13 protein-coding genes are annotated in these 12,015 nt (G+C 65.0%); 6 read left to right on the top strand and 7 right to left on the bottom strand.

The window, feature by feature from the left end:
* Nucleotides 1-257: 2-C-methyl-D-erythritol 4-phosphate cytidylyltransferase (locus tag KBZ07_RS09120; RefSeq protein WP_254931317.1), on the bottom strand; the 257-nt coding region annotated here is incomplete at its 3' end.
* Nucleotides 258-329: 72 nt separating this feature from the next.
* On the opposite strand from KBZ07_RS09120, the gene KBZ07_RS09125 reads away from it, so the two are divergent.
* Both KBZ07_RS09125 and fabG read left to right on the top strand, forming a co-directional pair.
* Nucleotides 330-1,175, top strand: a complete 846-nt coding sequence (locus KBZ07_RS09125) for a glycosyltransferase family 9 protein (RefSeq protein WP_254931318.1) — start codon at nucleotides 330-332, stop codon at nucleotides 1,173-1,175.
* A 39-nt stretch (nucleotides 1,176-1,214) separates the two neighbouring features.
* On the top strand, nucleotides 1,215-1,967 hold the full coding sequence (fabG, locus tag KBZ07_RS09130; RefSeq protein WP_254931319.1) for a 3-oxoacyl-[acyl-carrier-protein] reductase: 753 nt from the start codon (nucleotides 1,215-1,217) through the stop codon (nucleotides 1,965-1,967).
* Nucleotides 1,968-1,971: 4 nt separating this feature from the next.
* Here fabG and KBZ07_RS09135 read toward each other — a convergent pair whose 3' ends face one another.
* Nucleotides 1,972-2,211, bottom strand: coding sequence for a hypothetical protein (locus KBZ07_RS09135; protein WP_254931329.1), 240 nt, complete (start codon nucleotides 2,209-2,211; stop codon nucleotides 1,972-1,974).
* A 150-nt stretch (nucleotides 2,212-2,361) separates the two neighbouring features.
* On the opposite strand from KBZ07_RS09135, the gene groL reads away from it, so the two are divergent.
* Entirely contained in the window at nucleotides 2,362-4,044 is a 1,683-nt protein-coding gene (groL, locus tag KBZ07_RS09140; RefSeq protein WP_254931320.1) for a chaperonin GroEL, read from the top strand.
* A 3-nt stretch (nucleotides 4,045-4,047) separates the two neighbouring features.
* Here the strand turns inward: groL and KBZ07_RS09145 are convergent, their stop codons facing one another.
* The 5 genes from KBZ07_RS09145 to KBZ07_RS09165 form a co-directional block, all read right to left on the bottom strand.
* Nucleotides 4,048-4,731: an N-acetylmannosamine-6-phosphate 2-epimerase gene (locus tag KBZ07_RS09145; RefSeq protein ID WP_396123986.1), complete on the bottom strand. Its 684-nt coding sequence runs from the start codon at nucleotides 4,729-4,731 to the stop codon at nucleotides 4,048-4,050.
* A gap of 96 nt (nucleotides 4,732-4,827) precedes the next feature.
* The gene (locus tag KBZ07_RS09150; RefSeq protein ID WP_254931322.1) at nucleotides 4,828-5,685 is read right to left on the bottom strand and encodes an ABC transporter permease; all 858 of its coding nucleotides are present in this window, start codon (nucleotides 5,683-5,685) and stop codon (nucleotides 4,828-4,830) included.
* On the bottom strand, nucleotides 5,685-6,707 hold the full coding sequence (locus tag KBZ07_RS09155; protein WP_254931323.1) for an ATP-binding cassette domain-containing protein: 1,023 nt from the start codon (nucleotides 6,705-6,707) through the stop codon (nucleotides 5,685-5,687). The genes KBZ07_RS09150 and KBZ07_RS09155 overlap by 1 nt, the downstream gene beginning before the upstream one ends.
* A gap of 18 nt (nucleotides 6,708-6,725) precedes the next feature.
* Nucleotides 6,726-7,703 (bottom strand): heme o synthase, encoded by a 978-nt coding sequence (locus tag KBZ07_RS09160; protein WP_254931324.1) that lies wholly within the window; start codon nucleotides 7,701-7,703, stop codon nucleotides 6,726-6,728.
* Nucleotides 7,696-8,646 carry a heme A synthase gene (locus KBZ07_RS09165; RefSeq protein WP_254931325.1) on the bottom strand — a complete coding sequence of 317 codons (951 nt, stop codon included), beginning with the start codon at nucleotides 8,644-8,646 and terminating at the stop codon, nucleotides 7,696-7,698. Before KBZ07_RS09165 ends, KBZ07_RS09160 begins: the two co-directional genes overlap by 8 nt.
* A 170-nt stretch (nucleotides 8,647-8,816) precedes the next feature.
* Here KBZ07_RS09165 and KBZ07_RS09170 point away from each other — a divergent pair, with 170 nt between their 5' ends.
* The 3 genes from KBZ07_RS09170 to KBZ07_RS09180 are packed head-to-tail and all read left to right on the top strand — an operon-like array spanning nucleotide 8,817 to nucleotide 11,896.
* Nucleotides 8,817-9,659 carry a cytochrome c oxidase subunit II gene (locus KBZ07_RS09170; protein WP_396123985.1) on the top strand — a complete coding sequence of 281 codons (843 nt, stop codon included), beginning with the start codon at nucleotides 8,817-8,819 and terminating at the stop codon, nucleotides 9,657-9,659.
* Between the two features lie 6 nt (nucleotides 9,660-9,665).
* On the top strand, nucleotides 9,666-11,288 hold the full coding sequence (gene ctaD / locus KBZ07_RS09175; RefSeq protein WP_254931326.1) for a cytochrome c oxidase subunit I: 1,623 nt from the start codon (nucleotides 9,666-9,668) through the stop codon (nucleotides 11,286-11,288).
* On the top strand, nucleotides 11,285-11,896 hold the full coding sequence (locus KBZ07_RS09180) for a cytochrome c oxidase subunit 3 (RefSeq protein WP_254931327.1): 612 nt from the start codon (nucleotides 11,285-11,287) through the stop codon (nucleotides 11,894-11,896). Before ctaD ends, KBZ07_RS09180 begins: the two co-directional genes overlap by 4 nt.
* Nucleotides 11,897-12,015: the final 119 nt, after the last annotated feature.

Here is a 12,015-nt window from a genome sequence, read left to right on the forward strand (position 1 = left end):
CTCACTGACTCCTGGCGCGTGTCGCCGCCGACGATCCAGCGGACCGGCCGGTCTGGAGACGCCGCCGCCACGATCGCGGCGATCGCCTCCCCATCCAGCGGCTGCCCGACGATGCCGATCCAGCTGATGGCAGGGCAAGCCAGGGCGGCCTCCAGGGTCCAGGCCAACACGGGCCGACCCGCCACAGGCAGCAACAGCTTGTTGCCCTCTGCCCCCATGCGGCGGCCGCTGCCGGCGGCGGCGATCAGCAAATGCACAAGCAACTCCCGTTCAGTGGGTCAAACCGGATCCAATCCATACAATCAGGCCGCAGACTCCATGCCCTTGCAATGCGCGCCCTGTTTCTAATTCCGGGCAGCAGCAGCGAGCAGCTGCAGAGTTTCGCCGCCGCCGCCGCGGTGGCCGACCAACTCAAGGCCGAGGTGCAGGTGGTCTGCCCGATGGCAGCCATGCCCATCTGGAGCCTGCATCCGGCGGTGGGCCGGGCCCTGCCCTTCGCCTACGACCAGGCCACCCTGGCCGACTGGGCCAACTTGATGGGATCGGTGCGCGAGCCGGATTTTCAGCTGTGTTTCAACCTGGCGCCCAGCCGCCAGATGGACCTGATGCTGTCCCTGAGCCACATCCCCACCCGAATTGCGGCCAGTGGTTTCTCCGCCACCGAAAAGATCACACCCAGCGCTGACACCTGGCCCAACCAGGCCCTCGCCGCCTATCTCCAACCGATCGGGGTGCGGCTTGAAGCCGACAGCTTCCGCCTCACCCTGGCCCAGGCAGATCTCGCCGCCGCCGCCGCCACCCTGCCTGCCGGGGATGGGCCGGCGCTGCTGCTCGCCCCCTCAGGCGCGGCTGGCGACTGGCCCGCCGGCCAGTGGCAAGACCTGCCGGCAGCGATCCGCATCAAACTGCCCAACCTGCGAACCCAGGCGGCCCTGGGGGGCGCCACGGCCGGGGCCCTACGTCAGCGGGCAGCCCAGATCGCCAGCGTCGATGTGGTGTTGGCCAGCGATCCGCTGACGGTTGAACTGGCCCTGCTGCTGGGGATACCGCTGGTGGCCCTGGGCCGGGAGGCCACCAGCCTGCCCAAGCGCGCCGGGGTTCAGGGCCTGGGCTCCGCCACCTCCCTCAGCCAGCTCACGGGCGCCGAGGTGCTGGCCGCCCTGGGCTTGGGCTGATCACGCCATACGATCAGCGCCAGTGAAGCCCTAGCTGCGATGCCCAGCCCCGCTCCCCTGGCCGACCAAGTGGCCCTGGTCACCGGAGCCAGCAGGGGTATTGGCCGTGCCATAGCCCTGGAGCTGGCCGCCGCCGGGGCCCTGGTGGTTGTCAACTACGCCAGCTCGCCGCAGGCAGCCGAAGCGGTGGTGGCCGAGATCGCCGCGGCCGGGGGCCGGGCCTGGGCCCACCAGGCCAACGTGGCCGAGGAGGAGCAGGTGGAGGCGATGGTGAAGGCGGTGCTGGCCAAGGAGGGCCGGCTCGATGTGCTGGTCAACAACGCCGGCATCACCCGCGATGGCCTGCTGATGCGCATGAAAACCGCCGACTGGCAGAGCGTGATCGACCTCAACCTCACCGGCGTGTTCCTCTGCACCCGGGCCGTCAGCCGCACGATGCTGAAGGCCCGCTCCGGCCGGATCATCAACATCACCTCGGTCGTGGCCCTGATGGGCAATCCGGGCCAGGCCAACTACAGCGCCGCCAAGGCGGGCCTAATCGGCCTCACCCGCAGCAGCGCCGCCGAATTCGCCAGCCGCGGCGTCACCGTCAACGCGGTGGCCCCCGGCTTCATCGAGAGCGACATGACCGCCGAGCTCAACAAGGAGCCGATCCTGGCGGCCATCCCCCTGGGGCGCATGGGCCAGCCAGCCGAAGTGGCCAGCGCCGTGCGCTTCCTGGCCGCCGATCCCGCCGCCGCCTACATGACCGGCCAGGTACTGCAGGTGGATGGCGGCATGGTGATGCGCTAGGGCCTCAGGGATTGGTGATCGGCTGACCCAGCTCCTCGCGCAGCCGGCGAATTCTCAACAGCAAGCGCAGACGGCGGCTACGGGCGGTGAGTGTGAGGAACAGCCTCACCGGCACGTACACCAGGGCCATCAGCACCCCGAACACCGCCACCATTACGAACACCATCGCATTTGCACTGGTGGCAGGCGCCAGCGCAACCGCTTCGTTTGCGCTTTCCAGGGCCGTTTGCAGCAGATCCTCCATCTCCCCGCCTTCTGCTTAGGTCGACCCTATCGAGGCTGGCGGGATTCGGCAGCCCAAGGAGGGGATCGATTCGGCTTTCCCCACCCCAACCCCCCTGCGTGGAGCGGGACTGCTGTGGGACCCTGAAATCACCCGAATCGACCGCTCTCCATGGCCAAGCTGATCAGCTTCTCGGACGCTTCCCGCGGCTCCCTCGAGAGGGGTGTCAATGCCCTGGCCGATGCGGTCAAGGTGACCATCGGGCCCCGCGGCCGCAACGTGGTACTCGAGAAAAAATTTGGCGCCCCCGACATCGTCAATGACGGCGTCACCATCGCCAAGGAGATCGAGCTCGAGGATCCCTTCGAGAACGTGGGCGCCAAGCTGATGCAGCAGGTGGCCAGCAAAACCAAGGACACCGCCGGCGACGGCACCACCACCGCCACCCTGCTGGCCCAGGCCATGGTGCGCGAGGGCCTCAAGAACGTGGCCGCCGGCGCCAACCCGGTGGGCCTGCGCAAGGGAATGGAGAGGGCCTGCGCCCAGATCGTCACGGGAATTGCCGCCCGCGCCCAGGCCGTCGCCGGGGAGGCGATCCGCCAGGTGGCCACCGTGAGCTCCGGCAACGACGAAGAGATCGGCCGAATGATCGCCGAGGCCATGGACAAAGTCAGCGCCGACGGCGTGATCACGGTGGAGGAATCCACCTCCCTGGCCACCGAGCTGGAGATCACCGAAGGCATGGCCTTCGACCGGGGCTACAGCTCCCCCTACTTCGTCACCGACCAGGAGCGGCGCGAATGCGTCTTCGAAAACGCCCTGATCCTGATCACGGACCGCAAGATCAGCACGATCGCCGACCTGGTGCCCGTGCTCGAGGCCGTTTCCAAGGGCGGGCGGCCCCTGTTGATCCTGGCCGAGGAGGTGGAAGGCGAAGCCCTGGCCACCCTGGTGGTGAACAAAAACCGCGGTGTGCTCCAGGTGGCCGCCGTGCGGGCCCCGGGCTTCGGTGATCGCCGCAAGGCCATGTTGGGTGACATCGCCATCCTGACTGGCGCCACCGTGGTCAGCGAAGACCAGGCCATGACCCTGGATAAGACCGGCCTGGCCGAACTCGGCCAGGCGCGCCGCATCACCATCACCAAGGACAGCACCACGATCGTGGCCAACGGTGACCACCAGGCCGCCGTTGCCGACCGGGTGGCCTCGATCCGGCGCGAACTTGACAACACCGATTCCGAATACGACCGCGAGAAGCTCAATGAGCGGATCGCCAAGTTGGCCGGGGGTGTGGCCGTGATCAAGGTGGGCGCCCCCACCGAAACCGAGCTGAAAAACCGCAAGCTGCGCATCGAGGATGCCCTCAATGCGACCCGCGCAGCCGTGGAGGAAGGCATCATTGCTGGCGGAGGCTGCACCCTGCTTGAGCTGGCCCAGGGCCTGGATAGCCTGGCCGCTTCCAGCCAGGGCGATGAGCGCACCGGCGTTGGCATCGTGCAGCGCTCCCTGGCCGAACCCGTGCGCCAGATCGCCCACAATGCCGGCGCCGACGGGGCCGTGGTGGCCAACGAGATCCTGCGCCTGGGCAAGGGCTACAACGCCCTCACCGGCGTCTACGAAGACCTGCTCAGCGCGGGCATCCTCGATGCCGCCAAGGTGGTGCGCTTGGCCCTCCAAGATGCGGTTTCAATCGCTTCGATGCTGATCACCACTGAAGTGGTAATCGTCGACAAGCCCGAACCCGAAGCCCCCGCCGCCGGCGGCGACATGGGTGGAATGGGTGGTATGGGTGGAATGGGTGGTATGGGCGGAATGGGTGGTATGGGCGGAATGGGAATGCCCGGGATGATGTGAGCCCTAGCAGCAGGCCTGCACGTAGGCCGCCACCTGGAGGTCAACTCCGGTGATGGCGGTGCCCACCACCACCAGGTCTGCACCCTGATCGAGGGCCTGACGCACCTGCTGGGGGCTGGCGATGCCCCCTTCGCACACCAGGCTCACCCCAGGGGGCAGTTGCTGCCTGAGCAGCGGTAGCAACTTCCAAGCCGGTGGGCTCAGGGCAGCCGTTGCCTCCGTATAGCCATACAGGGTGGTTCCCACCCAGTCACAGCCAAGGGCGGCGGCCCGCAGACCATTGGCAACGCTGTCGACATCGGCCATCAGCGGCGCCCCCAGCTCCCGCCTGGCCCGGCCGATCAGCTGCTCCAACTCCTCGCCGCCTGGCCTTACCCGCTCGGTGGCGTCAAGGGCGATCACATCTGCCCCCGCGCCCCACACCGCAAGGATTTCCTGCCAGCCCGGGGTGATGTACACCGAGCTGTCGGGGAAGCTGCGCTTCCACAGGCCCACAATCAGGGCATCGGGGCAGCGACGTCGCACCGCCCCGATATGTTCCGGGCTTTCCAGCCGCACGCCGCGGGCACCATTGCGCAGACTTGCCTCCGCCATGGCCGCGATCACATCGGGGTGGCGCATGGGGGAACCCTCCGGAGCCTGAACCGAAACGATCAGGCCGCTCGGATTGGGCCTAACTTCTGCCACCACTGGGCCTCCCTGGGGAAGATCTACCGCACTAGCCAGCCTGACAGACCCTAGCCTGACAGCCCCCAGCCTGACTGCGCACCGGGCCAGGGGTGACTAGGAGAGCTTGCGATCGAGTAACGGCCGAATCAACAGAAACAGTCCTGCCGCCAGCACCGCCAGGACCACCAGGCAGGTTGCGGTGGTCATGGTGCCAAAGGGTGCTTCCAACACCACCGCTGAAAGGGAGAGCTCCCCTGCATAGGCGGCGCGAATCGGTTCGATCGCAAAGGTCAGGGGATTGAGGGCCGCCAGCCAGCCGAGCCAGGTGGGCATGAACGACAGCGGAGCCAGTGCAGTGCTGGCAAATAGCAGGGGCAGGTTGGCCACAAAGATCACCGCTATCAGCTCGATGTGCCCGGGCAGGGCGAAGGCCAGGCCCAGGCTCAGGGCAGTGACGGCAAACACGAGCAGCAGCAGGGTGACCAGCACCAGCAGCAGGCCCCCTGCCCCTGGCCAGCCGTAGCCCAGCAGGGCTGCGGTGCCCATGATCGCCAGGCTCTGCACCAGGCTGAGGGATGTGATGTAGAGAACCGAAGCAAACACGATTGAACTGCGGGAGCGCAAGGGCGCCACCAGCAGCCGGTTGAGGAAGCCGAACTCCCGATCAAACATCACCGGCAGGCCGGCATTGAGGGCCGCACTGAAGGCGGTGAAAACAATCACGCCTGCCCCGAGGAAGCGTCCGTAACTGATGCCGCCAGGCAGTAGACCCGCCGGGGCCTTGGCAAACAGGGCTCCAAACAGCACCAGCCAGATCAGCGGCTGCAACACCCCGGCCACCAGGGTGGAGGGTCGGCGTTGCAGCTGCACAAACAGGCGGCCGGTGAGGGCGAGAGTTTCCTGGCTGATCTCGGCCAGGGCTGAGGGGGCAGGAGAAGAGGTGACTGGAGAGGGGGAAGGGGAGATCGTCATCACATGCTCGCTTTGCGTTCGGCCTTGGGATCTCGGCTACCAGCTACGGCCAGCTCCGCATCCATCATGGTGCGGCCGGTGGCCTGGAGATAGACATCGTCGAGGCTGGGGCGACTCTGGGCCAGGGCAAACACCGGCAGGTCGGCTGCCGAGAGCTGGCGGCGCAGCTGCTCCACCACACCGTCATGCTCGATCACCAGGTTGAGGGAATAGCCCTGGGACTGGTTCACCACCACCTGGCGCACGCCGGCACAGGCGTGCAGCAGGGCACGCACCCGCTCAGCCTCTTCGGCGTCACTGAACTCCCGCACCCTCAGGGTGACCCGATCCCCGCCCAGGGCAGCCTTCAATTCGGCAGGGGCGCCTTGGGCGATCACCCGGCCGGCTTCGATGATGGCCAGCTGATCCGCCAGGGCATCCACCTCTTCGAGGTAGTGGCTGCTGAGCAGCACCGTGGTGCCGCCGTCGCGCAGCTGGCGCAGCACCGCCCAGATCACGGCCCGACTCTCGATGTCGAGGCCCACGGTGGGCTCATCGAGCACCAGTACCTGGGGCCGATGCAGCAGCCCGGCCGCCAGATCGAGGCGGCGCCGCATACCGCCGGAATAGCTGCCGCAACGGCGGTCGATCCAGTCGGCCATGCCGAGCAACTCGATCAACTCGTCAATTCGCTGGCTACTTAGCCGCCAAGGCAGGTGATAGAGGTTTCCCTGCAGCCGCATCAGCTCGCGGCCGGTGAGGATCTTGTCGATCGCCACCTCCTGGGCCACGTAGCCCAGCAGACGCCGCACGGCCCGGGGGTCGCTCAGGGCATCCAAGCCCCCAACCCGCACCAGGCCGCTGTCGGGGGCCAGCAGGGTGCAGAGGATGCGCAGGGCGGTGGTCTTGCCGGCGCCATTGGGGCCAAGCAAGCCGTAGAGACAGCCGGCTGGCACCTCCAGGGAGAGCTGATCGAGGGCTACCACCCCCTGGCCCCGCCTTCCGCCGCCGTAACGCTTGCAGAGCTGCTGCAGTTCGATCACCGAGCCAGGGCGCCCCAATCAGCCAACCAATGTAGGCAGCATGACCAGCCGGACGTTGAGGAGCTCTGGACCCAGCAGGGCTGCCTGGGGCAATCGGGCGATCAGCAGCAGCAGGCAGATGCCAAAGAGATAGAAAATTGACCAGCGGAACATGGCCTTTGCCCGCTGGGGGTTTTCCGAATCCCGGCGCAGCTGGGAGCTGAGCTGCAACAGGCGGGCGTTGAAGGGCAGCACCATCAGGCCATAGAGCAGGCCACCACTGGGCAGGGCCAGCACCCCGAGCAGGCTGAAGGCCACCGTGGCCCAGGCGTAGTGACTGATGGCCCTGGTGGTGACCAGCACCCCCTTCACCACCGGCAGCATCGGAATGCCGACGGAGCGGTAGTCATCCTTGAGCAGCAGGGCCAGGGCCCAAAAGTGGGCTGGCGTCCACAGCATCACCAGACAAAAAAGCCACCAGGAGGACCAACCCAGGGCGCCGGTGGCGGCTGCAGCTCCCACCAGGGGCGGGATTGCCCCGGCGACGCCGCCAATCACAATGTTTTGGCTGGTGCGGGGCTTGAGCAGGGCGGTGTACAGCAACACGTAACTGCAGAGCCCCAGCAGGGAGAGGCTTGCAGCCAATGGGTTGACGCCGAACACAAGCACCACAACCGAAAGCAGCGTCAGCCCGATGGCCAGGGCGAAGGCCTGGCGCTGGGCCAGGCGGCCAGAGGGCAGGGCGCGACGACTGGTGCGCTGCATGCGGCCGTCGAGGTCTTGTTCCCAGAGGCAGTTGAGAACGCCGGCCGCTGCTGAAGCCAGGCTGCCTCCCACCAGGGTGCAGGCGATGGTGCGGGCTGAAAGGGAGCCGCCGCCACTGAGGGCCATCCCGCCCAGGGTGGTGGCGAGCAGCAGGGGAATCAAGCGGGGCTTGGCCACCTCCAGCCAGGCGGGAAGCTGCACAGAGGGGCGTATCGGGGCCGGCCCCGGGGCAACAACGGTTGCACTAACCATGGATCACCTCCGGCGCCAGCCGGACAGAGGACACCGCTTTGCCAGGGCTGCCAAGGCAACGGGCCAGCACGGCTGCCAGCAGGCCTACCAGCAGGGCGGCAGTGAGCTGGTGGCCAATTGTTACCAGGGGTGCCTGGAGCTGGAGCTTCAAGGTCCAGACCCCCAGGGCCACCTGCAACCCCACCAGGCCTGCGGCAGCTAGGGCCAGGGCGGGCAATTGGCCAAGGCCCCGCGGCAATAGTGGGGTCGTGGCCGCCAGGGACAGCACCGCCAGAGCGGCCGGCATTGCCAGTTGGCGATGGGCCAGTAGCCAGGAGCAGCCATTGCCCTGACTGAGGCATTGGTCAGCGGCCCATTGGCTGGCCATGGAGCCGCCCAGGAGGCATTGGGCCAACACCAACCCCATAGCGATTGCCGCCAGAACCAGCCACCACAGGGGCGGGGCAGCAAGATCCCGACCAACAATGGCGAGCCTCTGGTAGAGGCCACTGCAGAGGGCCACCAGCAACAGGGCGGCAGCCAGGTGGGCCGTCACCAGGGGGGAGGCCAGCAATTGGCTGACGGTCAGGGCCCCGAGGGCCCCTTGGACAGCTACCAGGAGCAGGGACCCAGCGGCGGCCCAGGGCAGCCAGCCAGGTAGGCGGCGGCGCAACACGTAGCTGGCTGCGGTGAGCACCAGCAGGGCAACGCCGACCACGAAGGCATCGAGCCGATGGAACCACTCCAGAAAAACTTGGACGTTCATCTGGCGGCCGGGCAGGAACTGGCCGTAGCAAAGGGGCCAGTCTGGACAGGCCAGGCCCGCCTCCATTACCCGGGTGGCACCGCCTATGCCCACCAGGGCCACCAGGGCCACTACCAGGTGGGAGGCCAGCAGGCTGAGGCGCTGGAGGAGGACCGGATCTGATCCAGGCCCAATATCGGATTGAGGATTCGCTGCCATGGCAACGACCGGCACTTGAGTGGGCACAAGTTAGCCAGGTCGATCAGAGCAAGGGATCAGCAATCCCGCACATATCGAGGAGTGGGTCCATTGGTTTGGCAACCAATGCAACTTCCCCTGCGCAGCCACCGCTCCTGAGCCATAGGCTGGAGAAAAGCTTTGCGCTAAGCGTGCAGATCCGCACCACCTTGACTGTGCTGACGGCCGCCACAGCCCTTGTGCTCACAGGGCTTTGGGTAGGCAACAACGTCAACATGTTGCCCGTCGGCGCCAGCAGCAACGCAGCCACCTACGACTCACTTTTTAAGGTTTTATTCAGCATTGGCACCATGCTGTTTGTCGGCATCGTGATCCTGCTGGTTTACAGCCTGTTCAAATTCCGTCGTCGCAGCGGTGATCTGAGCGACGGACTGGCAATCGAAGGAAATCTGCCCCTCGAAATCGTCTGGACCGCCATCCCCGCCGTGGTTGTGCTGTTTGTAGGTATCTACAGCTACGACATCTACGAGCGCATGGGCGGCATGGTGGCCCTCAATGACCACTCGGCCATGGATCATGCAGCCATGGCCCAGCCAGCCATGCAGGCCTCGGCATCGTCCAGAGTTTGGGGGGGGATCGGAGCAGCCGGAATGGATGCGCCAAGTGTGGGCAAGGTATTGCCGGTGGAAGTGACCGCCATGCAATTTGCCTTCATCTTTCACTACCCGGACGCAAACATCACCAGTGGAGAATTACATGTGCCCGCCGGCCAATCGGTTGAACTGCACATGGAGGCCAAAGATGTGATCCACGCGTTCTGGGTGCCCCAGTTCCGGCTCAAGCAGGACATCATCCCCGGCCAGCCGACAGTGCTCTCCTTCACGGCCACCAGGGCGGGCAGCTACCCAATCGTCTGCGCCGAACTCTGTGGTCCGTACCACGGAGGCATGCGCTCCAATGTCGTGGTGCATGAGCCGGAGGCCTACAGCGCCTGGCTGCAGCAGAACAGCCCGATCAGCACCACCACTACCTGAATAGCCATGACCCTTGCCAATCCAAGTGATTTCAATGGCAGCCTTCAGCCCCAGGGCTGGCTCAAGTATTTCAGTTTTAGCCTCGACCACAAGGTGATTGGCCTGCAATATCTGGTTTGCGGCTTCATCTTCTATCTGATCGGCGGGGCCCTGGCCGGTGTGATCCGCACCGAATTGGCCAGCCCTATCTCCGATTTCGTCAGCCGCGAAACCTACAACGAAGTGCTCACCCTGCACGGCACGGTGATGATTTTCCTCTGGATCGTGCCGGTTGTTAACGGGGGCTTCGGTAACTACCTGATTCCCTTCTACGTGGGCGCCCGGGACATGGCCTTCCCCCGCCTCAATGCGGTGGCTTTCTGGCTGATTCCCCCCGCCGGAATTCTGTTGATCAGCAGTTACTTCATTGCCGGGGCAGCAGCCCAGTCTGGCTGGACCGCCTATCCACCCCTGAGCCTCACGACCCCGGCGGCGGGTCAGGTGGTGTGGATCCTGAGTGTGCTGCTGCTTGGCGGCAGTTCCATATTTGGCGGCATCAACTTCATTGCCACCGTGCTCAAGTTGCGGCGGCCAGGCCTGAAACTGATGCAGCTGCCCATGTACTGCTGGGCCATGCTTGGCACCAGCATCCTGGTGGTGCTCTCAACGCCAGTGCTTGCCGGCACATTGATTCTGCTGAGCTTTGACATCATTGCCCACACAGGCTTCTTCAACCCGGCCCTGGGCGGCAACGTGGTGGTTTATCAGCACCTGTTCTGGTTCTACTCCCACCCGGCGGTTTACATCATGGTGCTGCCAGCCTTCGGCCTGGTGAGCGAGATCCTGCCGGTTCATGCCCGCAAACCGCTATTTGGTTACACCACGATGGTGTATTCGATCATGGCGATTGTCTTCCTGGGCCTGATCGTTTGGGCCCACCACATGTTCACCAGCGGCACCCCCCCCTGGATGCGCCTTTTCTTCACTATCGCCACCTCCTTTATTGCCGTGCCGACCGGCATCAAATTCTTCAACTGGCTTGCCACCCTTTGGGGCGGCAAGATCGCCTTGAACTCGGCAATGCTGTTTTCCTGCGCCTTCATCGTCAACTTTGTCTTTGGTGGCATCACCGGCGTAGCCCTGGCCCAGGTGCCCTTCGACATTCACGTGCATGACACCTACTTTGTGGTGGGTCATTTCCACTACATCGTCTATGGCGGCACCGTGTTCGTCATCTTCGGCTCCCTCTATCACTGGTATCCCAAATTCACCGGCCGCATGCTCAACGAAGATCTGGGCCGGCTCCACTTCTTGCTCACCTTTATTGGTTTCAATCTCTGCTTTGCCCCCCAGCACTGGCTTGGCCTCAACGGCATGCCGCGTCGGGTGGCCGAGTACGACCCGGCCTTCACCACCCTCAACCAGATCAGCAGCGTGGGCGCCCTGTTGATGGCCATCAGCACCCTGCCCCTGCTGATCAACGTCGTGCTCACGGCGATCAACGGCAAAGTGGCCGGTGACAACCCCTGGAACGCCCTGACCCCGGAATGGCTGACCAGCTCGCCACCGCCGGTTGAAAACTGGCTCGGAGAGGCTCCCCTAGTTACCGAACCCTACGGCTACGGTCAAAAGGAAGAGGTCACCCCATGACCAGCACCGCCCCCCTTCAGGACACCAGCACCAGCCTCCATGGCGACACCCCAGCTGAAGCTGGGGGCCACGGCGATTTCCGCCTGTTTGGCCTGGCCACCTTCCTGGTGGCCGACGGCATGACCTTCGCCGGCTTCTTCGCCGCCTACCTCACCTTCCGGGCCGTGAATCCCCTGCCGGAAGGGGGCAATTACGAACTCGAGTTGCTGCTCCCGACGATCAATACCGTGGTGCTGATCATCAGCAGCTTCACCTTCCACCGGGCAGGCAAGGAGTGCAGGGGCGGCAACCTGGGCGCCAGCCGGCTATGGCTGGCCATCACCGCAGCTCTGGGCGCGGCATTTCTCGCCGGTCAGATGGTGGAGTATTTCAGCCTGCCCTTCAGCCTCACCGACAACCTATTTGCCAGCACCTTCTACGCCCTGACCGGCTTCCACGGCCTACACGTGACCCTCGGTGTGATCTGCATCACCATCGTGGCCCTGCAGACCAGAGCAGGAGGGCGGATCAGCGCCAGTGACCATTTCGGCCTGGAAGCGGCCGAACTTTATTGGCACTTCGTCGATGGAATCTGGGTGGTCCTCTACGGGATTCTGTATCTGCTTTGACAGGATTGCCGGAGCCGATGGTCTTCACACCCTGGCATTAATTGCCATATCCGGCTTAAGTAGACAGAATCATCCCTAGAAACAACCCAGGGCGGGAGTTATCCATGGTGTCCAGGCCA

It is taken from the genome of Cyanobium sp. BA20m-14 (genome assembly GCF_024346295.1).